This is a genomic window from Streptomyces roseirectus (assembly GCF_014489635.1).
In the GTDB taxonomy this organism is placed as follows: Bacteria; Actinomycetota; Actinomycetes; order Streptomycetales; family Streptomycetaceae; genus Streptomyces; species Streptomyces roseirectus.
Map to the genome: position 1 here is coordinate 5,630,549 of NZ_CP060828.1, position 20,456 is coordinate 5,651,004.

Annotated in this window: 21 protein-coding genes and 2 pseudogenes; 7 read left to right on the forward strand and 16 right to left on the reverse strand. The window is 71.3% G+C overall.

Going from position 1 to position 20,456, the window contains the following annotated elements; translation table 11 throughout:
* Positions 1 to 81 precede the first annotated feature (81 nt).
* Together IAG44_RS23980 and IAG44_RS23985 are read left to right on the forward strand one after the other, a co-directional pair.
* Entirely contained in the window at positions 82 to 2,328 is a 2,247-nt protein-coding gene (locus tag IAG44_RS23980) for an MMPL family transporter (protein ID WP_187749127.1), read from the forward strand.
* A gap of 91 nt (positions 2,329 to 2,419) precedes the next feature.
* On the forward strand, positions 2,420 to 3,079 hold the full coding sequence (locus tag IAG44_RS23985) for a formylglycine-generating enzyme family protein (RefSeq protein ID WP_246562018.1): 660 nt from the start codon (positions 2,420 to 2,422) through the stop codon (positions 3,077 to 3,079).
* A gap of 118 nt (positions 3,080 to 3,197) precedes the next feature.
* Here the strand turns inward: IAG44_RS23985 and IAG44_RS43695 are convergent.
* A pseudogene (locus IAG44_RS43695) lies at positions 3,198 to 3,365 on the reverse strand (DNA-binding protein); the annotation flags it as partial.
* Positions 3,366 to 3,378: 13 nt separating this feature from the next.
* A pseudogene (locus IAG44_RS43700) lies at positions 3,379 to 3,561 on the reverse strand (hypothetical protein); the annotation flags it as partial.
* Positions 3,562 to 3,651: 90 nt separating this feature from the next.
* Here IAG44_RS43700 and IAG44_RS23995 point away from each other — a divergent pair.
* Entirely contained in the window at positions 3,652 to 4,140 is a 489-nt protein-coding gene (locus IAG44_RS23995) for a YbaK/EbsC family protein (RefSeq protein ID WP_187749128.1), read from the forward strand.
* Positions 4,137 to 4,982 (forward strand): DMT family transporter, encoded by an 846-nt coding sequence (locus IAG44_RS24000; protein ID WP_187749129.1) that lies wholly within the window; start codon positions 4,137 to 4,139, stop codon positions 4,980 to 4,982. Before IAG44_RS23995 ends, IAG44_RS24000 begins: the two co-directional genes overlap by 4 nt.
* Before the next feature lie 312 nt (positions 4,983 to 5,294).
* Here the strand turns inward: IAG44_RS24000 and IAG44_RS24005 are convergent, their stop codons facing one another.
* From IAG44_RS24005 to IAG44_RS24050, 10 genes are all read right to left on the reverse strand, one after another.
* Complete coding sequence (locus tag IAG44_RS24005) at positions 5,295 to 6,002, reverse strand: TIGR03943 family putative permease subunit (RefSeq protein ID WP_187749130.1); 708 nt, start codon at positions 6,000 to 6,002, stop codon at positions 5,295 to 5,297.
* On the reverse strand, positions 5,999 to 7,015 hold the full coding sequence (locus IAG44_RS24010; protein ID WP_187749131.1) for a permease: 1,017 nt from the start codon (positions 7,013 to 7,015) through the stop codon (positions 5,999 to 6,001). The genes IAG44_RS24005 and IAG44_RS24010 overlap by 4 nt, the downstream gene beginning before the upstream one ends.
* A gap of 65 nt (positions 7,016 to 7,080) precedes the next feature.
* Positions 7,081 to 8,232: a serine hydrolase domain-containing protein gene (locus IAG44_RS24015; RefSeq protein WP_187749132.1), complete on the reverse strand. Its 1,152-nt coding sequence runs from the start codon at positions 8,230 to 8,232 to the stop codon at positions 7,081 to 7,083.
* Between the two features lie 82 nt (positions 8,233 to 8,314).
* Positions 8,315 to 8,761, reverse strand: coding sequence for an organic hydroperoxide resistance protein (locus IAG44_RS24020; protein WP_187749133.1), 447 nt, complete (start codon positions 8,759 to 8,761; stop codon positions 8,315 to 8,317).
* A 133-nt stretch (positions 8,762 to 8,894) separates the two neighbouring features.
* On the reverse strand, positions 8,895 to 9,230 hold the full coding sequence (locus IAG44_RS24025) for an NPCBM/NEW2 domain-containing protein (protein ID WP_187749134.1): 336 nt from the start codon (positions 9,228 to 9,230) through the stop codon (positions 8,895 to 8,897).
* A 52-nt stretch (positions 9,231 to 9,282) separates the two neighbouring features.
* Positions 9,283 to 9,498, reverse strand: a complete 216-nt coding sequence (locus tag IAG44_RS24030) for a hypothetical protein (RefSeq protein WP_187749135.1) — start codon at positions 9,496 to 9,498, stop codon at positions 9,283 to 9,285.
* 178 nt (positions 9,499 to 9,676) lie between these two features.
* Positions 9,677 to 10,138, reverse strand: a complete 462-nt coding sequence (locus IAG44_RS24035) for a MarR family winged helix-turn-helix transcriptional regulator (RefSeq protein WP_187749136.1) — start codon at positions 10,136 to 10,138, stop codon at positions 9,677 to 9,679.
* A 21-nt stretch (positions 10,139 to 10,159) separates the two neighbouring features.
* Positions 10,160 to 10,918: an energy-coupling factor ABC transporter ATP-binding protein gene (locus IAG44_RS24040; RefSeq protein ID WP_187749137.1), complete on the reverse strand. Its 759-nt coding sequence runs from the start codon at positions 10,916 to 10,918 to the stop codon at positions 10,160 to 10,162.
* A complete protein-coding gene (gene cbiQ, locus IAG44_RS24045; RefSeq protein ID WP_187749138.1) occupies positions 10,906 to 11,667 on the reverse strand; it encodes a cobalt ECF transporter T component CbiQ in 762 nt (253 codons plus the stop codon). Before cbiQ ends, IAG44_RS24040 begins: the two co-directional genes overlap by 13 nt.
* 1 nt (position 11,668) lies before the next feature.
* Positions 11,669 to 12,703 (reverse strand): energy-coupling factor ABC transporter permease, encoded by a 1,035-nt coding sequence (locus IAG44_RS24050; RefSeq protein WP_187749139.1) that lies wholly within the window; start codon positions 12,701 to 12,703, stop codon positions 11,669 to 11,671.
* Positions 12,704 to 12,850: 147 nt separating this feature from the next.
* Between IAG44_RS24050 and IAG44_RS24055 the strand changes: the two genes are divergently transcribed.
* On the forward strand, positions 12,851 to 13,189 hold the full coding sequence (locus tag IAG44_RS24055) for an SsgA family sporulation/cell division regulator (protein WP_187749140.1): 339 nt from the start codon (positions 12,851 to 12,853) through the stop codon (positions 13,187 to 13,189).
* Here the strand turns inward: IAG44_RS24055 and IAG44_RS24060 are convergent.
* The 3 genes from IAG44_RS24060 to IAG44_RS24070 form a co-directional block, all read right to left on the reverse strand.
* Positions 13,186 to 14,871, reverse strand: coding sequence for a penicillin-binding transpeptidase domain-containing protein (locus IAG44_RS24060; RefSeq protein ID WP_187749141.1), 1,686 nt, complete (start codon positions 14,869 to 14,871; stop codon positions 13,186 to 13,188). The genes IAG44_RS24055 and IAG44_RS24060 overlap by 4 nt on opposite strands.
* Before the next feature lie 227 nt (positions 14,872 to 15,098).
* Positions 15,099 to 16,721, reverse strand: a complete 1,623-nt coding sequence (locus IAG44_RS24065; protein WP_187749142.1) for a penicillin-binding transpeptidase domain-containing protein — start codon at positions 16,719 to 16,721, stop codon at positions 15,099 to 15,101.
* Between the two features lie 235 nt (positions 16,722 to 16,956).
* Positions 16,957 to 17,166, reverse strand: coding sequence for a hypothetical protein (locus IAG44_RS24070; RefSeq protein WP_187749143.1), 210 nt, complete (start codon positions 17,164 to 17,166; stop codon positions 16,957 to 16,959).
* Positions 17,167 to 17,280: 114 nt separating this feature from the next.
* Here IAG44_RS24070 and IAG44_RS24075 point away from each other — a divergent pair, with 114 nt between their 5' ends.
* On the forward strand, positions 17,281 to 17,682 hold the full coding sequence (locus IAG44_RS24075; RefSeq protein WP_187749144.1) for a hypothetical protein: 402 nt from the start codon (positions 17,281 to 17,283) through the stop codon (positions 17,680 to 17,682).
* Between the two features lie 39 nt (positions 17,683 to 17,721).
* Here IAG44_RS24075 and IAG44_RS24080 read toward each other — a convergent pair whose 3' ends face one another.
* Positions 17,722 to 19,482, reverse strand: coding sequence for a dolichyl-phosphate-mannose--protein mannosyltransferase (locus IAG44_RS24080; protein ID WP_187749145.1), 1,761 nt, complete (start codon positions 19,480 to 19,482; stop codon positions 17,722 to 17,724).
* 76 nt (positions 19,483 to 19,558) lie between these two features.
* On the opposite strand from IAG44_RS24080, the gene rsmI reads away from it, so the two are divergent.
* Positions 19,559 to 20,413: a 16S rRNA (cytidine(1402)-2'-O)-methyltransferase gene (gene rsmI, locus IAG44_RS24085; protein WP_187749146.1), complete on the forward strand. Its 855-nt coding sequence runs from the start codon at positions 19,559 to 19,561 to the stop codon at positions 20,411 to 20,413.
* Positions 20,414 to 20,456: the final 43 nt, after the last annotated feature.

Below are 20,456 nucleotides of genomic sequence, written 5' to 3' on the forward strand. Positions count from 1 at the left end.
CCAGTGCTACCTCCCCGGTACTACCCCCGTCGATCACCCCTGCCCTGAACACCACACACGACTGACCGGGAGTACGCCTCCGTGGCCACGTTCCTCTACAAATTGGGCCGGCTTTCCTTTAGGCGACGGCATTTCGTCGCCCTGATCTGGATCGCCCTGCTGACCCTCGCCGGAGTCGGCGCGGCGAGCGCCCCCTCCGCCGGGGAGACCTCGTTCTCCATCCCCGGCACCGAGGCGCAGAAGACCTTCGACCTCCTCGAACAGCGCTTCCCCGGCTCCGCGGCCGACGGCGGCACCGCCCGGGTCGTCTTCAAGGCGCCGGCCGGCGAGAAGATGACGGACGCCGAGAACAGGGCGACCGTCGAGAAGACCGTCGAGGAACTGGGCGGCGGCCGTGAAGTCGCCTCCGTCACCGACCCGTTCACGACCCACGCGGTCAGCGGAGACGGCACGGTCGCCTACGCGTCCGTCAAGTACAAGGTCCCCGGCATGCAGTTGGAGGAGTCCTCGCGGGACGCCCTCAAGGACGCCGCCGCCGAGGCCCGTGACACCGGCCTGACCGTCGAGGTCGGCGGCGACGCCCTCCAGGCCGCCGCCGAGGCCGGCATCGGCGAGGTCATCGGCATCGCCGTCGCCGCCCTCGTCCTCGTCGTCACCCTCGGCTCGATCGTCGCCGCCGGGCTGCCGCTGCTCACCGCGATCATCGGCGTCGGTATCGGCGTCGCCACGATCACCGCGCTGGCCAGCACGCTCGACCTCGGCTCCACGACCTCCACGCTCGCCTCGATGATCGGGCTCGCCGTCGGCATCGACTACGCCCTGTTCATCGTCTCCCGCTACCGCAGCGAACTCGCCGACGGCCGCGACCGCGAGGAGGCCGCCGGGCGCGCGGTCGGCACCGCCGGCTCCGCCGTCGTCTTCGCCGGGCTCACCGTGATCATCGCGCTGGCCGGCCTGTCCGTCGTCAACATTCCGATGCTGACGAAGATGGGTGTCGCCGCCGCCGGTACGGTCGCGGTCGCCGTCCTCGTCGCGCTGACGATGGTGCCCGCGCTGCTCGGTTACGCGGGCCGCAAGGTCTCGCCGGCCGGGGAGAAGGGCAAGCTGCTCAGCAAGGGCAAGGGCAAGGTCAACTCCGGTCACAGTGACGCCGGTCAGCAGGCCGGCGCCGTCAACCAGCCCAACATGGGCACCCGTTGGGCCCGCTTCGTGCTGCGCCGCCCCGTCGCCGTGCTCACCGTCGGAGTCCTCGGCCTCGGCGCGATCGCATTGCCCGCCAGCCAGCTCCAGTTGGGCCTGCCGGACGACGGCTCGCAGCCGACGTCCACCACGCAGCGCCGCGCCTACGACCTGCTCTCCGAGGGCTTCGGCCCCGGCTTCAACGGCCCCCTGATGGTCGTCCTCGACGCGAAGGGCAGCGCCGACCCGAAGGCCGCCGCGACCACCGTCAGCGACGAGATCAAGGGCATCAAGGGCGTCGAGGGCGTCACCCCGGCCACGTTCAACCGGGCCGGTGACACCGCGATGATCACCGTCACGACCGACTCGAAGCCGGCCTCGGCGGAGACCGAGGACATCGTCCACGAGATCCGCGGCAAGGCGGCCGGGATCAAGGCCGATACCGACGCGCAGGTCCTCGTCACCGGCACCACCGCCGTCAACATCGACGTCTCGCAGAAGATGAACGACGCGCTGATCCCCTACCTCGGGCTCGTCGTCGGCCTCGCGTTCCTGCTGCTCATCCTGGTGTTCCGGTCGATCCTGGTGCCGCTGAAGGCGGCCCTCGGGTTCCTGCTCTCGGTCCTCGCCGCGCTCGGCGCCGTCGTCGCGGTCTTCCAGTGGGGCTGGCTGGCGGGCGCGCTCGGGGTCGACGAGACCGGGCCGATCATGTCGATGATGCCGATCTTCCTGGTCGGCGTGGTCTTCGGACTCGCCATGGACTACGAGGTGTTCCTCGTGACGCGGATGCGGGAGGCGTACGTGCACGGGGAGCGGCCCGGCGAGGCCATCGTGACCGGCTTCAAGTACGGGGCGCGGGTCGTCTCCGCAGCCGCCGTCATCATGATCGCCGTGTTCGCCGGGTTCATCACCTCCAGCGAGTCCATGGTCAAGATGATGGGCTTCGGCCTCGCGATCGCCGTCCTCTTCGACGCGTTCGTCGTCCGCATGGTCATCGTGCCGGCCGTCCTCGCGCTCCTCGGGGACAAGGCGTGGTGGCTGCCCGCGTGGCTCGACCGGGCGCTGCCCAACGTCGACGTCGAGGGCGAGGGGCTGCGCACCGACGCCGAACGCCTCGCCCAGGAGGAGAAGGAACTCGCCCGCGTGTAAGGGGAGTTCACCGAGCCGCCGGTGAGGGTCCGTGGGGACGGGGAGCCCTCACCGGCACCAACTCCGCCCGCGTCGCTGCGATCATCAGGCCATGCGCTTAACGATGATCACGGTCGACGCGGGCGAAGTCGTACTCAACGACCGGCGTACGCAGTCGAGTTGGACGGTGAAACTGGCGCCGTACGCGCTCTCCCGGTGCGCGGTGACGCAGGCCGAGTACGCCGCCCTCACCGGCACACCCCTCACCGAACCCCTCCTCCCCGCCGTGCACGTCACCTGGTGGGACGCCGTCCGGTACTGCAACACCCTCTCCCTCGCGGAGGGTTTGCGCCCGGCGTACCGCTTCCGAGGCGAACTCTCTGAACTCGGCGAAGAAGAAGTCGAGTTGGTGAACCCCTCCGGCTACCGCCTCCCCACCGAGGCCGAATGGGAACACGCCTGCCGCGCCGGCACCACCGGCCCCCGCTACGGCCCCCTCGACGACATAGCCTGGCACCGCGCCAACTCGGCAGACTCTCTCCGGGAAGTAGCCACCCGCCTCCCCAACCCCTGGGGATTCCATGACCTGTTGGGCAACGTCTGGGAATGGTGCTGGGACCTCTACGACCCCGCCGTCTACGGCACCTACCGCGTCCTGCGCGGCGGCGGCTGGTTCGACGAACACTGGAGCTGCCGCGCCTCCGTCCGCCGCCGCAGCCACCCCACGTACGCCGTCGACGACGTGGGGTTCAGGGTGGCGCGGTCGGTCTGAGTACGGGCCCCGCCCCGTCGCGCTCAGACCTTGACGACGCTGACGCGGGGTGTCCGGTGGTCAACAGCTCGATGTCCTCCGCGTCGGACGTGAGGATCGTCACCGGACCCGGAAACTACAGGGCGGCTTCGTTGATCCGAGGGCGGATGACCTCGACGAGCACGGCGGCGGAGGTCACGACAGGGAGGTCCGTGTTCCTGGCCGCCGTGAGCCACTCGTGGACCTCCCGATCGCGGCGCACGGCTCTCGCCAGCCCTTCGCCGCCCACAACCAGAGCTCTGCTCACACCGCGGCCCCGGCTCCGCGATCAACTCGTCGAGGTTGTCCCGCTCGATCTGGCGCTGCGCCGCCTTCTCCAGATAGGTGGACACGCCGCGTTTCCCGACGCGCTCACGGATCGCCTGAAGCGTGCCGGCCGTCAGGGTGACGGAGATGCCGTTGCTCGGCCCGTCCCCAGGGGGGAATTCGGGGTCATCGCTCATGCGGGAATGGTGGCATTCGAAATGCCATAGCGTGAGCGCTCGGGTTCAATCCCGTCGCCTGCCCCCTGCATCGACCGCTACCGTGCGCCCATGACGACAACTGACGCACACCCCCTGTTCGCGCGAGCGCTCCAAGAGATGGGGCTCGATGAGGTGTTGGGGAGGGTGCGGAGGTTTCCGGAGGGGGCGCGGACGGCGGCCGATGCGGCGGCGGCGATCGGGTGTGGGCTGGGGGAGATCTGTAAGTCGTTGATTTTCGCGGCGGACGGGGTGCCGGTGGTGGTGTTGATGGATGGGGCGTCGAGGGTTGATGTGGGGGCGGTCAGGGGGGTGTTGGGGGTGGAGGAGGTGACGCGGGCTGACGCCAAGGTCGTACGGGAGTTCACGGGGTACGCCATCGGGGGTGTGCCGCCGTTCGGGCACCGGACCCGGACGCGGGTGCTTGCCGACCGGGGGCTGATGGAGTTCGCGGAGGTGTGGGCCGCCGCCGGGAATCCGCACGCCGTGTTTCCCATGGCCCCCAAGGAGCTGGTGCGGCACGCGCAGGCGACCCTGGTCGACGTGCGGGAACGGGCGTGACCCCAGGGGTCACCGGGGCCGTCTTGCTCGCGGCGGTCACGCACGCCTGCTGGAACGCCCTCGCGCACAAGATCCCGGACAAGCTGGTGGGGCTCGCCCTGATCTCCGGGGGCGGGGCGGTGCTGGGGTTCGCGGCGGTGCCGTTCGCCGCGTTCCCGGACGGCGCCGCGTGGCCCTACCTCATCGCCTCGGCCGTCATCCACATGGCGTACTTCGCACTGCTGATGTGGTCCTTCAGGATCGGCGACTTCGGCCAGGCGTACCCCATCGCGCGAGGCAGCGCCCCGCTGATCGTCACCCTCCTCGCCGCCCTGTTCGCCCACGAGGTCCCGGACGGCTGGGCCGCGGCCGGCATCGCGCTGTCGTGCGCGGGCCTCAGCGGCGTCGCCCTGTGGGGACTACGGGGACGACGCCCCGACTGGACGGCGATCGGCGCGGCCCTCGGGACGGGGTTCACGATCGCCCTCTACACGGTCGTCGACGGACTCGGCGTCCGCGCCTCGGGGTCCTCGCTGGGTTACATCGCATGGCTGATGGGCGTCCAGGGCCTGGTCCTCCCGGCGTACGCATGGGCCCGCTGGCGCGGGCAGACGCTCGCCCGCCTCAAGCCGTACGCCCGCGTCGGCGCGCTCGGCGCCGTCCTCTCCTTCACCGCCTACGGCCTCGTCCTGTGGGCCCAGACCCGCGCCGAACTCGCCCCGATCGCCGCGCTCAGGGAGTCGTCCATCATCGTCGGCGCCGCGATCGGCGCGCTCTTCTTCAAGGAACGCTTCGGCGCACCCCGCGTCCTCGCGGCCGGGGTACTCGTCGTGGGGATCGGGCTGATGCTGCACAGCGGGTGAGGCGGGGCTGGCGCCGGGGCTGGAGTCAGAGTTGGGGCTGGTGCTGGTCCGCCCGTCGGACGGAACGGACGGCCGTGGTGGATCAGGCGGCGGTCGGGCGGCCGGCGTCGGCGCGCTTCTCCCCAGCTCCCCGAACGGGGCCAGGCGTCGCCGCCTCGCCCCGCAGCCGCGCGCCCCGCATCGCCCCGCGCCCTGTCGCGCCCCTCTCCGAGCCCGCGCCTCCCCGCTCACCACACCCCGCTCCTCCCCGCACCCCTCCGCTCACCGGCACAACCCCATCCCCCCGCGCGCCCTACCCGCCGGAAACCGGATCTACCCCAGCGGAAGCGCGTCCTGGTAGCCGTTCGACGGGCGGTCGATCCTCTTCAATGTCCGTGCGTCCAGGGCGACTTCGGCCGACGCCGTGCCGAGTGCGCCGGACGGGTGCCAGGTCCCCGTCACCGACACCCACGTGTCCGCCTTCGGCGGTGTCACCCCGTACACCTTGACCTTCAGCGATTGCGCGTCCGCCGCGCAGCAGCTGAGGAGGAGGCGGGTGAGGTACCACTCGCCGGGCCGGCCGGCGGGGGTGACGAAGCCGGTCAGGGTGACGGAGCGGGCGGCGATCGCCTTCGTGCGGTCCTGCTGGACGCGGGACGTGAAGTCGCCGAGCGTGATCGGCAGGGGGGACGTCGACGGCAGCGGGCCGAAGCCCTCCTCCGGCGCCGCCGCGACCGCCTTCGGCGACTCCCGGGACGCCGTGTACGAACCCAGCTCCGGCGGCGCGTACACCAGCAGACTCAGCGCCGGCAGGAACAACAGCCAGGCCACCGGCGGGACATGGGCCCCGCGAGCCCCCCGGTGCCGGTACGCCGCCCACGCCTCCGCCGCCCCGAGCAGCAGCAGGACGACGCCGGAGAGGATCAGCGGCGGACGCATCCCCTCCTTCACGTACCGCAGGAACACCTCGGAGAACAGGGCGACTTGGAGGAGCCCCGCACCGGTCAGCGCCAACAGGGCGGCCTGGAGCACGCGTTTCACAGCAGCGCCTCTCCGATCAGGACCGCGCACAGCACCGCCACGACCGTCGTCGCGGCGGAGAACCGCACGGCGAACGCCCGCCCGAACGTGCCGGCTTGGAGCGCGATGAGCTTGAGGTCGACCATCGGGCCGACGACCATGAACGTCAGTCGGGCGGTGGGGGAGAAGCCGGTCAGGGACGCCGCGACGAAGGCGTCCGCCTCCGAGCAGACGGCGATGACGATCGCCAGCGCCGCGAGGAACACCACGGACAGCCAAGGGGAGTTGGCGAACGTGTCCACCCAAGTACGCGGGACGGTGACGTTGAACGTGGCCGCCGCCATCGCCCCGATCACCAGGAACCCGCCCGCGTGCAGGAAGTCGTGCTGGAACCCCTCCCTGAACTCCGCCCAGCGGCTGCGCCCCGGCTCGTGACCGGTGTGCCGCACGGCCGGCTTCAGCCACTCCTCGCGCCCGAACCGCAGCCACAGCCAGCCCATCACGGCCGCCGCCGCGAGCGAGGCGGCCAGCCGGGCGACGACCATCATCGGCGCGCCGGGGAACGCGACTGCCGTCGCCGTCAGCACAATTGGGTTCACGGCCGGCGCGGACAGCAGGAACGTGAACGCCGCCGCCGGGGCAACTCCCCGTCCGATCAGGCTGTTTGCCACCGGCACCGACGCGCATTCGCACCCCGGCAGCACAACTCCCGCCACACCGGCGACCGGTACGGCCAGCGCCGGACGCTTCGGGAGGGCCTTGCGGAACACGGACGCCGGGACGAACGCGTTGATCGCGCCCGACAGGGCCGTCCCCAGCAGCAGGAAGGGCAGCGCCTGCACGGTCACCGACAGGGCGACCGTCCGCCACGCCTCCATCGCCGGGGTGTCGCCCCAGCGGCCGAGGACGACGAGGAGGGTGCCGGGGACGAGGGCGGCGGCGAGCAGGAGGAGGGGGCCGTGCCGGGGCCAGGGGGACGGTTCGGCAGGGGTGACCTCACCCGGTACGTGGTCCTCTACTGCCGTCGGCCCCATTCCCGCCCCTGCCGGTGGTCCTCACATGTCCTCCACATGTTCCGACCAACATACCGGCGTCCCGGTCACGCCAGTGACTCGCGTACCGCCCTCACCAACGCCTGCGGCCTCGGGTCGGCCGTGACCGTCCTGCGGAAACCGTTGGTGACGTAGCCGAACGCGATGCCCGTCTCGGGGTCGGCGAAGGCGAGGGGGCCGCCGCGGCCGGGGTGGCCGAAGGAGGTGGGCGCGAGGAAGGGGGAGGCGGGGCCGTGCAGCATGTACCCCAGTCCGAAACGGGAGTTGACGACCAGGACGCGGTCTCGGCCCGACGACTGCTCCCCGCGCGCGAGTTCGACCGTCGCCGGGGTGAACAGGGCCTGTTTGCCGTCGAGTTCGCCGATCAGCGAGGCGTAGATCCGGGCCAGCCCGTCGGACGTCGCGACGCCGGTCGAGCCGGGGAGGGCCGCCGCGCGGTACACCGGGTCGTTCTCGTCGGCGTCCACGATCGCGCCGAACGCCCTGCGCGTAAGGGAGCCCGGGTCGGCGTACGCCTCGGCGATCGCCGGTTTGGGGCGCGACCTGAGGGCGCCGGCCTCCGTCGCCGTCTCGACCATCGCCGTCCGGCCCACCCGCCACGCCTCACCGGGCGGCAGGCCGAGCCAGAAGTCGGCGCCGGCCGGGCCCGCGATGTGCGTGGCGATCCACTCGGCGGCCGGGCGGCCGGTGATCCTGCGGACCAGTTCGCCGACGGTCCAGCTGAACGTGTGCGGGTGGTAGCCGTGGTCCTCGCCCGGCGTCCACGCCGGGGCCTGCGCCGCGACCGCCGCCGCGCCCGCGTCCGGGTCGGCGGCCTCGGCGACCCCTAGGGGGCGGTCCAGTACGGGGACGCCGGCGCGGTGGGAGAGGAGGTGGCGGACGAGGGTGCGCTCCTTGCCGGCCGCCTTGTACTGCGGCCAGTACGCGCCGACCGGGGCGTCCAGGTCGAGGGCGCCGCGCTGGTGGAGCAGGAGCAGGGCCGCCGCGGCGACGCCCTTCGTGGCGGAGCGGACGATCTGGGCGGTGCCCCGCTGCCAGGGGTCGGTGCCGTCGACGTCCCTCGTGCCGGACCACAGGTCGACGACCTTGCGGCCGTGGCGGTACACCGTCACCGCCGCGCCCCTGTCGCCCAGGGCCGTGAAGTTGCGCGCGAAGGCGTCCCTGACCGGTTCGAAACCGTCGGCCACCGTACCGTTCACTGCCCGTCCTCCCGGGGTCGTCCTTCGACACCGGGTGCAACGCGCCGGGGGCGCCTGGGATTCCTAGGGGCCGGTCCGGGGGTCAGCCGAGGAGAATCGTTACGTCGATGTTCCCGCGGGTGGCGTTCGAATACGGGCACACCTGGTGCGCCGCGTCCACCAGCCGGGCGGCGATCTCGGCGTCCAGGATCGGCAGCGAGACGCTGAGCGCGACGGCCAGCCCGTACCCCTTGGTCGTGTTGGGGCCGATCCCTACCTTCGCGGCGACGGTAGACCCGGTGAGGTCGTACCCCGCCCGATTCCCCACAAGGATCAGCGCGTTGTGGAAACACGAGCTGTACCCCGCCGCGAACAACTGCTCCGGGTTCGTCCCGTTTCCGTCCCCACCCAGCTCCGGCGGCATCGCCACCCGCAGCTCGATCTGCCCGTCCTGGCTGGTCACATACCCGTCCCGGCCACCGTGCGCCGTCGCCTCCGCGACATACATGATCTTCGTCGGACGCGTGTCGACGGCAGCGCCTTCCGTCATGGCGGGACCTCCCCCGGTTGTGCCCAGTTACATCGTGCACAAGGTACTGGCTGGTAGGCAGGGAGAGGTGAGCAGGGGGTGATAACCACGGGTAACGCCAGGTGGGGGATGTGGAGAGGGTGGGGAGGAATGGCTAGGAGAGGGTGGGGTCGGCCAGTACGACCCAGGTGTCCGGGAGGTAGCAGCCCTCGAAGCTGTAGGAGATGGTGAGCCGCAGCATGTTCTCGACGCGGAGGTTCAGTTCTCTGGGCTTCCCGACAGCCAGGGCGTTCTTGGAGAGGACCGTGTCGTCGCCGTGGATCGTCAGCGTGGCCGCCGACTCCGTCGAGTCGTCGTCCACACCGACCGTCGCCCTGAAGCGCTTCCAGTCCCGGCCCAGGTTGTACGTGATGCTCGCGCGGCCCGGACACTGCCGGTCGGACACCAGAGCATCGGCGTACTCCCGCCCGTCCAGGTCGGCGCCGGTCACCTTGAAGTCGTAGTACCCCTCCAGCGGATCGAGCGTGGTGAGGCGTACCCCCTCAGGGGTAGGCGCGGACGTGGTTCCTTCGGGGGAGGGCGATGTGCCGCGCGGGGGAGGGGGCGTAGACGACTGTGCGGCGGACGACGAAGGGCTCGTCGGCGGAGGTGACACGGTGGCCGTAGGTGGAGGCGACGCGCTGTCCCCGCCCTTCGCCGAGGTGGCGAGCACCGTGGCCGCCGTCCCCACCACCGGGACCACGATCCCGATCACCCACCAGGCCCACCGGGGCGGATGCGCGGGGCGGTCCGGCGTCGGAGCGGGGTTTCCTGGATCAGGTTGGCCGGTTGTCCGCGACACGTCTCAACTCCCCCGGGAGAGAACGGTGTTGGTGCCCTTGTGAACGCGCTTCGCTGGTCTCTCGATTCCCCTGCCCGGGTTTCGGTATGCCCCCGCTACCGCGCCCGCTCCGCCACCCCCTCCGCCCGTTCCGCCAGCCCCCACAGCTCCTCGCGCAGCCGGGCCACTTCGGTGCCGCCGAGGCCCGTTGCCGAGAGGAGGGTTTCGGGGACGGCTGCCGCGCGGGTGCGGAGGGTTTCCGCGTGGGGGGTGCAGGTGATCAGGATGGAGCGGTCGTCGTGGGGGGAGCGGGTGCGGTGGATGAGGCCCGCGGTCTCCATTCGCTTCAGGAGGGGGGACACCGTGCCGTAGTCGAGGTGGAGGGTGGACGCCAGTTGTTTGACCGGCGTCTCGCCGTGCTCCCAGAGGGCGAGGAGGACGAGGTACTGGGGGTAGGTGAGGCCCAGCTCGTCCAGCAGGGGGCGGTACGCGGCCGTCACCGCGCGCTGGGCGGCGTACAGGGCGAAGCAGAGCTGGTCGTCCAGGCGTGGGGGGTCCTGGGTCTCCGGGTTCGTCACGCGCCCATTGTGCCGGGTTCGTCACGCGCCCATCGTGGCGGAGCGGGGATCGAAGCCGAACGGCAGCTCCAGGCGGTGGGCGCGCATCAGCTCGGCGTCGGACAGCACCTCCACCGTCCGGCCGTCCGCCGCGATGACGCCCTCGCTGAGCACGAGCGAACGCGGGCAGAGCTCGAGGGCGTACGGCAGATCGTGGGTGACCATGAGGACGGTGACGTCCAACGCGCGCAGGATGTCGGCGAGTTCACGCCGGGACGCCGGGTCGAGGTTGGACGACGGCTCGTCGAGGACCAGGATCTCCGGCGACATGGCGAGCACCGTCGCCACGGCCACCCGCCGGCGCTGCCCGAAGGAGAGGTGGTGCGGCGGCCGGTCCTTGAACTCCCGCATCCCGACCTGGTCGAGGGCGTCGTCCACGACCTTCTCCAGCTCCGCGCCCCGCAGTCCGGCCGCCGCGGGACCGAAGGCGACGTCCTCGCGGACCGTCGGCATGAAGAGCTGGTCGTCGGGGTCCTGGAAGACGATGCCGACCTTCCGCCGGATCTCGGCCATGTGCCGCTTGCCGACGGGCAGTCCGGCCACCCGCACCTCGCCCGCACCCCCGGTGAGGATGCCGTTGAGATGCAGGACGAGCGTCGTCTTGCCCGCCCCGTTCGGCCCGAGCAGGGCCACGCGTTCGCCCCGCGCGATGGTGAAGTCGACGCCGAACAGCGCCTGATGGCCGTCCGGATACGCGAACGCCAGGCCCGATACCTCAAGTGAAGCTGTCACAGCGACCATCCCAGCAGACAGACCCCGAGCGCCGCGACCGGCAGGGCCAGCGCGGCCGACCACTGCGCGCGCGAGGCGCTGATCTCGTCGATGACCGGCATGGACCCGGCGTACCCCCGGCTGACCATCGCGAGGTGCACCCGCTCCCCCCGCTCGTACGACCGGATGAACAGCGCCCCCGCCGACTTCGCGAGCACCCCCCAGTGCCGGACTCCCTTGGCCTCGAAGCCCCTTGACTCCCGCGCGATCCGCATACGCCGCATCTCGTCGGTGATGAGGTCCCCGTACCGGATCATGAACGACGCGATCTGGACGAGGAGTTCGGGCAGCCTGAGCCGCTGCAACCCGAGCAGCAGCTCCCTCAACTCCGTTGTCGCGGCGAGGAGTACGGACGCGGCGACCCCCAACGTCCCCTTCGCGAACACGTTCCACGCGCCCCACAGCCCGTCGACGCTCAGCGACATACCGAGGACGTCGGTCCGCTCGCCCTCCGCGACGAACGGCATCAGCACCGCGAACGCGACGAACGGCACCTCGATCAGCAGCCTGCGCAACAGGAACCCGGCGGGCACGCGCGCCCGGAACGCGACGGCGCCCAGCAGCACCGCGTACGCCCCGAACGCCCACATCGCCTCGCGCGGCGTCGACACGACGACCACGACGAACGCGAACACGGCCGCGAGCTTGGTCTGCGGCGGGAGCGCGTGCACCGGCGTGGACCGCTTCAGGTAGAGCCGGTGGGCATGGCCCGCGCCCATCTCAGGCGTCCTCCGCGCGGCGGCGCCGCACCGCCCAGAACACCCCGGTCCCGGCGACGACGGTCACGCTCACGCCGATCACCCCGGCGAGCCCGCCCGAAAGCCGCGCGTTCTCCACGTCCTTGACGCCGTAGTCCGCCAACGGCGAGTCGGCGGCGGCGTGTTCCTCGACCTTGGTGTCAAGTCCCTTGTCGGCAGCGACCTTTTCGAGCCCGTCGGGGTTCGCGGAGGCGTAGAAGCTGACGACACCGGCGAGCAGCAGCGACGCCGCGAGCCCGCCGATCCACAGACCGCGCCGGGAGATCGCCGGCGTGGAGCCCGACGAGGACGACGCCGGCGTCGGGGCCGCGTCCACCAACTCCCCGCCCACCCGCAGCTTCAACGGCGCCCGAAGCCCCCGCGCCCCGTACACCAGGTCCGGCCGCACGGCGATGACCGCGCCGACCGTCAGCGCGGTGATCGCCGCCTCACCGATCCCGATGAGCACGTGCACGCCGATCATCGCGCCCGCGACCTTGCCGAGCGACACGTTCGTCGTCCCGCCGACCGCGTACAGCAGCGTGAACGCGGCGGCAGCGGCGGGCACCGAGAGCAGCGCGGCGACGAAGGACGCGGCGGTGACGGTCCGGCGTCCGCGCGGGAGCACCTTCACCAGGCCCCGGAAGACGGCGTAGGCGACGACGGTCGTGACGACCGCCATGTCCGTGATGTTGACGCCGAGAGCGGTGAGGCCGCCGTCCGCGAAGAGGATGCCCTGCATGAGCAGGACGACGGAGACGCACAGGACCCCGGTGTAGGGGCCCACGAGTATCGCCGCGAGGGCGCCGCCGAGGAGGTGGCCGCTTGTTCCCGCCGCGACGGGGAAGTTCAGCATCTGTACCGCGAAGATGAACGCCGCGACCAGGCCGGCCAAGGGAGCCGTCCGCTCGTCCAGCTCCTTGCGGGCGCCGCGCAGGGACACGGCGACCGCGCCGGCCGCGACGACGCCGGTCACGGCGGAGGTCGGGGCGTTGATGAATCCGTCAGGTACATGCACTGTCAGATGATGTGGCCTGTTGCGAAGCTCTTGCAAGAGCAGTGGGTGAGCAAAATGTCACCCCCGTAAATCAGAAAATATGCGACATTATTAAGTGAAGCGGTCGTATAGCTTCCATGTAGGTCACGCACCGTAAGGGGCTGTCTGATGTCGGTAGTCGAACAGCATGCGCGCGCTCATATCGTCACCGACGAGGATCTGGTCGAGCAGGAGCGCGAGGCCGTACCCGTAGTACTCAGGTACGACCCCGACGACGATCCGCGCACCGTACGCGTCGACCTCCCCGGCGCCCATCGGATGGCCGTCTCCCGCACCCTCCTGGAACAGGGGCTGCGTGCCCCGGCCGGTACCGGAGAGGTACGGGTATGGCCCTGCGGCCGGGTCCAGGCGATCGTCGAGTTCCACTCGGCGCAGGGCGTCTCGGTGGTGCAGTTCGAGTCGAAGACCCTGGTGAGCTTCCTGCGCCGGACCTACGCCGCCCGCTAGCCCAGCTTCAGCAGCGCCGCCACGATCGGCCCCGCCGTGTCCCCGCCGTGCCCGCCCGCCTGGACGACCCCGGCCGCCGCGAGATCGCCCCGGTACGCCGTGAACCAGCCGTTCGCCTTCTCCTGGCTGTCGACCTCCGCCGAACCGGTCTTCGCGCCGTAGTCGCCGCTCATCCCGGCCATCGCCCCGGCCGCCGTCCCGTACTGGGCCGTGTACTTCATCAGCTCGCGCAGCTGGCCCAGGGTCGCCGGGGACATCGTGCGCGAGGCCGTCGCCAGCGTGCGGTGGTCGAAGTCGGGGGAGACCAGGTAGGGCTGGTGGAAGGTGCCGGACTTGACGGTCGCCGAGACCGACGCCATGTTCAGCGGGTTCATCCGCACCCCGCCCTGCCCGATCAGCGACGCGCCCATCTGGGCCGCCTTCTGCACCGGCACCGCGCCGTCGAAGGTCGGCACACCCACCGACCAGTTGTCCCTGGCCAGCCCGAACACCTGCTGGGCCTGCTTGGTGAGGCTGTCGTTGTCCAGCTTCGGCGCCTGGCTGATGAACGCGGTGTTGCAGGAGCGCGCGAAACTCGCCTTGAACGTGCCCTTCTTGATCTCGAACTCGTCGTCGTTCTGGAACTTCCAGCCGCCGTACGTGAAGTACTTCGGGCAGGGGTGCTCCTTGTCGGCGGACGCGAGCCCCTTCTCGATCAGCAGCGACGACGTGATCACCTTCATCGTCGAACCCGGCGCGAGCGAGCCGAGGAAGCCGACGTTGAAGCCCTTGCCGTTGTTCGCGACGGCCAGGATCTCGCCCGTGGACGCCTTCAGCGCGACGACCGACGCGCGCGGTTTCGCCGCGACCTGCTTCTCGGCGGCGGCCTGCATCGCCGGGTCGATCGTCGTCTTCACCTCGCCCGGCGTGCCCTTGCTCAGTTCGAGGACCGTCTTGTCCGACAGGTCGAGCTTCTTCGACGCCGTCCCGCGCACGACGCGCAGTTCGACGCCCGCCTTGCCGCCGGCCTTCTTGCCGTACTTCTCGCGCAGGCCGTCCAGGACGCTCGCCAGCGACGGGTACGCCTTCGCCGTCAGCTCCGCGCCGTCCCTGTCCAGCGCCTTCACCGGCGGGGTCCCGGACTCGCCGGTCACCAGGGTGTCGCCGTCCGCGAGGTCCGGGTGGACGACCGACGCGTGCCAGTCGATCTGCGGCTCGCCCGTCGTCGTGCTGCGCACGACCGTCAGCGCGCTCGCGTACGCCAGGGGCTTGCTGACCTTGTCGAACGTCACCGTGCCCTTCACGGCGAACGGCACCTTCGCGCCGACCGGGGTGCCCGGGGTGAGCGTCACGGCCGTCACGCGCGCGTCCTTCGCGTACCCGGTCAGCAGCGCCGTCGCCGCCTTCGCGTCGTCCGTCACCGCCGCCGCCCGCGCGACCTCGCCGCGCTGCCAGGACGTCAGGAACGCCGTCGACGCGGACGTCACCTCCGCGGCCGTCAGCGGGCCCGTCTTGATCTTGGGCTTGCCGTCGGACGACGACGAGGACGACGCCGTCGAGCCGTTCTCGGCCGCCGCGCCGCCGCCGTACAGCGCGTACACGCCGAAGGCGGCACCGCCGACCACCACGGCGGCCATCCCGCCGACGACGGCCGGACGGCGCTTGCTCGCGCGCGTCTCGTCGACGCGCCTTCTCTTGCCCACGTACGTGACCTCCGCGCTCCCCGGGGACCCCACTGCCCTCACCCACCCCAACGACGGTGACCAGCCTAGGGTCCCCTTCTGCCCGGGTGACGTGGTTGTGACCTCAGCCACCCGTCCGTAGCGGGGTTGTGACAACGGGGGTGGATGGGGCGGGTGTTGTGGGGTACGGCATGCGTTCACGGTAGGGGGCGGGGGTCACCCGGGGGACGGGTTTCGGAGAAGCGGTGTCAGTCCGCCCCGAGGACGCTCGCCACGATCGGGCCCGCCGCGTCGACCCCGTGGCCGCCGTCCTGGACCATCGCGGCGGCGGCGACGTCGTCGCGGTAGGCGGTGAACCAGCTGTCGGAGGTGGCGCTGCCGTCGCTCTCGGCGGAGCCGGTCTTCGCGCCGATGTCGCCGCCCAGGCCGGACATGACCTCGGCGGCGGTGCCGGAGACGGCCGTGCGGCGCATCATCGAGCGCAGTTGCGCGGACGTGCTCGCGGACAGCCCGCGCGCGGTGGCCAGTTGACGCTCCTTGACGGAGAGCGGGACGAGGACCGGCTGGCGGAAGGTGCCCGTCTTGGCGGTCGCCGTCACGGACGCCATGTTCAGCGGGTTCATCTGCACCTGGCCCTGCCCGATGAGGTTCGCGGCCTTGTCGGGGCCGGAGACGGCGGGGACCTTGCCGTCGGCGGACGCGATGCCGATGCTCCAGTCGTTACGGCCGAGCCCGAACCGCTCCTGCGCCTCGCGGGTGAGGGCGTCGGTGGCGAGGTCGTCGGCGAACTTGATGAACGCGGTGTTGCAGGAGCGCGCGAAGCTCTGCGCGAGCGTGGCGCCCTCGTCCGGCGTGAGGGTCTTGAGGTTCCCGAAGGTCTGGCCCTCCCACAGCGCGGTCGGCGGGCACGGCGCGGGCCTGTTCGCGCTGGTCAGCCCGTTGTCGATGAGCGTCGCGGCGGTGACGATCTTCATCGTGGACCCCGGCGGGCGCGCGCCCTGCACGGCCGCGTTGAAGCCGTCCGCCCGGTTGTTGGCGATCGCGAGGATCTGCCCGCTGCTGGGCTGGAGCGCGACCACCGACGACTCCGGGTAGCGCTTGACGGCCGTCTCCGCAGCCGCCTGCACGCGCGCGCTGAGCGTCGTGCGCACCTTGCCGGGCTTGCCCTCGGTGAGCGTCAGCAGCGTCTTGTCCGGCACCGACCCGTCGCCGTGCCGGACGGCCAGCTCGACGCCCGGCGTGCCGCCCGCCTCGACGGCGTACTCCTTGCGGAGTAGATCCAGCGTGGCTCCCAGGGAGGGGTACTCGCCGGCCGTGAGGACGACGCCGTCCCGGTCCACGGCCTCGATCGGCGGCTGTGTCGCGCCGCCGGTGACCAGGGTGTCCGTGGTGCTCGTCAGCGCCGGGTGCAGCACGCTCGGCTTCCAGTCCACCAGCGCCTTCCCGGTGGTGAGACCCCGTACGACCCTGAGACTGCTGCGGTACGACAGGGGTTTCGTCGTACCTCCGTACGACACCGTCGCGTCGACCCTGAAGGGGACGGTGTCCCCCGTGATCGTCCCCGGGGTGATCCTCACCCCGCCGATGTGCGCCTCGTTCCCGTACCCGGTGAACATCGTCCCGGCGACGGGCGCGTTGTCGGTCAGCCCCGCCGCGACGCTCGCCTCGCCCTTCTCCCACGCCGCGAAGAACGCCCTCGCCGTCTCCTTCACCTCACCCCCGTCCGGCGGCCCCGTCTTCACGGCCACCGGCCCCTTCGCCTCCGACCCCCCACTCACCGCCGACAACAAGTTGTACGCCCCGTACCCGGCCCCGCCCACCATCACGGCGAACACCGACCCCACCACGGCGACCTTGACCCCCTTGGCCATCCCACGCTCCCTCTCGTCTCCCCGTAAGCCTTTTTGAGCGCGTTCAAAAAGACCCCTCTGCCCCGCACTGTACGCACGCCCAGCCACTCCTGTGACCCACGTTTCGGAAACTTGTCCGAATGGAGACGAGCGGAGGGGCTGAACGCGGCGGGGGGCATGCCCGCGAACACGCGCGGAGGGCGGGGCCTGCCGCACGCGCGCAAGGCGGGGTCAGCCGTACTCACGCAAGGCGGGGTCAGTCGTACTCGCGTAAACCGGCGCCCAGCCGGCGCCCCTCTTCCGCCCTGCGGCGCAGCAGCACGGCGGCGGTGGTGTGCAACTCTTTCCAGGAGGGCGGGCGTCCGGCGTCCGACGCGTCGACGACGGACTCCATGGCGACGGCCGAGGCATGCGCCGCCTCTCCAGCCGCCGCGAGTACGCGGCGCGTTTCCCATCCCCGGACCACGCCATGTGCGCCTGCATGCTCAAGGCCGCCCGTCGAGCTGGACGCGTAACCGGCATGTCGACCTTCCGCCGCTCCTAGGCTGGTTCGTCTCTACTGGACCGGAAGAAGGAACCCATGCGACCTGCGCGCTTCCAGGACTGGCTGATCGACGTCGTCAAGAACACGCCGGGCGTCGATCGCGTCCAGTCCCTCGCCGACGCCGGAGACGGCAAGCAGCCCTTCGGTATCGCGCTGACGCGGGGCGGCAAAGAAGAGCGCTGGCAGATCACTCACCAACTGGCCGACGGCGAGAAGCACGAGCACGAGGAGAGCGTGGTCAAGGACACGCCGTTCACCGCGCCGGTCCCGGAGGCCGGCGTCGCGGCGGACGTCTGGCTCGTCGGGGCGATCGGCGCGTCCGAGTCCCCGGAGATCGCCCGCGTCGAACGCTGGCAAGAACGCCCGGAAGGAGCCTCCCAGTCCGGCTTCACGGTGTTCTTCCACGCCGGTTCACGCGCCTTCGTCCGGCCCCTGTAGCCCCTCCGCGTCGGAAGGCTCTTGCACGGGGCCGTGCGCCTAAACCCACGTGTCCAGCCACATCCGCGCCCGCCAGTCGTCCATCGGCATCGCCGTCCCCGTGTAGATCGGCCAGAAGTAGATGAAGTTCCAGGCGATGAGGAGCACCAGCACGCCCGCCCCCGTCGCGCCGATGACGCGGCGGTTGTCGGGGGAGCCCGGGGGGCCGGCGAGGGCGCCGATCATGAGGGCGAGGGCGAGGCAGAGGAAGGGGAGGAAGACGTCGGCGTAGAAGAAGAAGATGGTCCGCTCCTGGTACATGAACCAGGGGAGGTAGCCGGCGGCGACGGCGCCCGCGATCGCGCCGGCGCGCCAGTCACGGCGGAAGAACCAGCGCCACAGGACATAGAGGACGGCGAAACAGGCGGCCCACCACAGGAGGGGCGTGCCCAGGGCGAGGACTTCGCGGGGGCACTTCTCCAGCGCGCCGGAGGGGCAGCCGTCCGTCCCCGCGGACGGGGTCTCGTAGAAGAAGGAGACGGGGCGGCCGAGGACGAGCCAGCTCCAGGGGTTGGACTGGTAGGAGTGCGGCGAGGTGAGGTGCGTGTGGAACTTGTACACCTCGTGCTCGTAGTGCCACAGGCTGCGCAGCCAGTCGGGCAGGAGCCAGGTCCAGGTGCCGCCCTTGCCGTCGGTGGCGGCCCAGTTGCGGTAGTAGCCGCCGGACCCGTCGGACGGCGAGAGGATCCAGCCCGTCCAGGAGACCAGGTAGGTCAGAAGTACTACGGGTACGGTCGTGAGGAACGCGCGCCCGGTGTCGTACTTGAGGACTGCCTGGTACGGGTTACGCGCCCCCGCGACCTTCCGCGACCCGGCGTCCCACAGCAGCGCCATGACGATGAACGCGGCCATGAAGTACAGCCCGTTCCACTTCGTCCCGACCGCGAGCCCCAGCATCAGCCCGGCCCCCCACCGCCAGGGCCGCCAGCCCAGGCGCAGGTGGTCGCCGACGGCGGCGTCGGGCCGGCAGCGGCCGTCCGCGTCCGGCGTCAGCGCCGCCGCCAGCTTCTCCCGCGCCTTGTCCCGGTCGACGACCAGGCACCCGAACGCGGCGAGGACGAAGAACATCAGCACCCCGTCGAGCAGCGCGGTGCGGCTCATCACGAAGTGCAGCCCGTCGACGGCCATCAGGGCGCCCGCGAGGCAGCCGAGGAACGTCGAGCGCAGCAGGCGCCGGCCGATCCGGCACAGCAGGAAGACCGACAGCGTGCCGAGCAGCGCGGTCATGAACCGCCAGCCGAAGGGGTTGAAGCCGAACATCAGCTCACCGAGGCCGATGACGTACTTCCCGACCGGCGGGTGGACGACGTACGCGGCGTCCGAGGGGATGGGCACGTTGCCGTCGGAGCCCAGGATCAGCTGGTTGACGTTCTTGTCCCAGTTGACCTCGAAGCCTCGGTGGACGAGGGCCCACGCGTCCTTCGCGTAGTACGTCTCGTCGAATATGACCGCCTTCGGACTGCCCAGGTTCCAGAACCGCAGCAGCCCCGCGAGCAGCGTCACCAGCAGCGGCCCGATCCACGCCGACCAGCGCGTCAGCCACCCCGCGAGCCGGTGGGAGACGCCCAGCGCCTCCCAGAGCCGGGGGCTCGGCTCCGCGTACGGCGGCACCAGCCGCTCCCTGACGTCCGGGGCGGGCCGCCCCGACCAGCCGAATCGCCGCAGCCGCCGCTGCCACGACAGCCGGTCGGCCTCCGACACGTCGTCATCGAGGGCGGGCCGCTGTTCCGTGGAGTCCGTGGAGGACGCGGTACTGGTCACCGCGCCATCGTAGGGAACACCTCTGTGTGAGTCCCGTGCTTGGCCCGACACGGCTCACAACTGCGAGGATGGAAACGTGACACCGACACCCGGAACCCTCGTCCTCGCCGGCACGCCCATCGGAGACATCGCGGACGCGCCGCCGCGGCTCGCCCAGGAGCTCGCGGAGGCGGATGTGATCGCCGCCGAGGACACGCGGCGGCTGCGGCGGCTGACCCAGGCGCTGGGGGTGACCCCTAGGGGTCGGGTCGTGTCGTACTTCGAGGGGAACGAGTCGGCTCGTACTCCGGAGCTGGTGGAGGAGCTGGTAGGGGGCGCGCGCGTACTACTCGTGACCGACGCCGGCATGCCGTCCGTGTCCGACCCCGGGTACCGGCTGGTCGCCGCGGCCGTCGAGAAGGACGTCCGCGTCACCGCCGTCCCCGGGCCCTCCGCCGTCCTCACCGCACTCGCGCTCTCCGGGCTGCCCGTGGACCGGTTCTGCTTCGAGGGGTTCCTGCCGCGCAAGGCGGGCGAGCGGCTGTCGCGGCTGCGGGACGTGGCCGGCGAGCGCCGCACGCTCGTCTACTTCGAGGCCCCGCACCGGCTGGACGACACGCTCGCCGCGATGGCCGAGGTGTTCGGCGCGGAGCGGCGCGCGGCCGTGTGCCGGGAGATGACGAAGACGTACGAGGAGGTGCGGCGCGGCGGGCTCGGCGAGCTGGCCGCGTGGGCGGCGGAGGGGGTGCGGGGCGAGATCACCGTCGTCGTGTCGGGTGCGCCGGAGCGGGGGCCCGAAGAACTCGGCGCCGACGAGCTCGTCCGGCGGGTGCGGGCCCGCGAGGAGGCGGGGGAGCGGCGCAAGGAGGCGATCGCGGCGGTCGCCGTGGAGGCCGGGATCGCGAAGCGGGTCGTGTTCGACGCGGTCGTCGCGGCCAAACACGGCTCCTGACGTCACGTTCTGGCAAAGCCGTCTCTCCGAAGGCAAAGCCCAA

Coding starts and splice junctions, on each gene's coding strand:
- IAG44_RS23995 (WP_187749128.1), top strand. CDS start 3,652: ATGACGACAACTGACGCACACCCCCTGTTCGCGCGAGCGCTCCAAGAG.
- IAG44_RS24020 (WP_187749133.1), bottom strand. CDS start 8,761: ATGACGGAAGGCGCTGCCGTCGACACGCGTCCGACGAAGATCATGTAT.
- IAG44_RS24040 (WP_187749137.1), bottom strand. CDS start 10,918: ATGGTCGCTGTGACAGCTTCACTTGAGGTATCGGGCCTGGCGTTCGCG.
- IAG44_RS24010 (WP_187749131.1), bottom strand. CDS start 7,015: ATGGGGCCGACGGCAGTAGAGGACCACGTACCGGGTGAGGTCACCCCT.
- IAG44_RS23985 (WP_246562018.1), top strand. CDS start 2,420: ATGCGCTTAACGATGATCACGGTCGACGCGGGCGAAGTCGTACTCAAC.
- IAG44_RS24075 (WP_187749144.1), top strand. CDS start 17,281: ATGCGACCTGCGCGCTTCCAGGACTGGCTGATCGACGTCGTCAAGAAC.
- IAG44_RS24055 (WP_187749140.1), top strand. CDS start 12,851: ATGTCGGTAGTCGAACAGCATGCGCGCGCTCATATCGTCACCGACGAG.
- IAG44_RS24065 (WP_187749142.1), bottom strand. CDS start 16,721: ATGGCCAAGGGGGTCAAGGTCGCCGTGGTGGGGTCGGTGTTCGCCGTG.
- cbiQ (WP_187749138.1), bottom strand. CDS start 11,667: ATGGGCGCGGGCCATGCCCACCGGCTCTACCTGAAGCGGTCCACGCCG.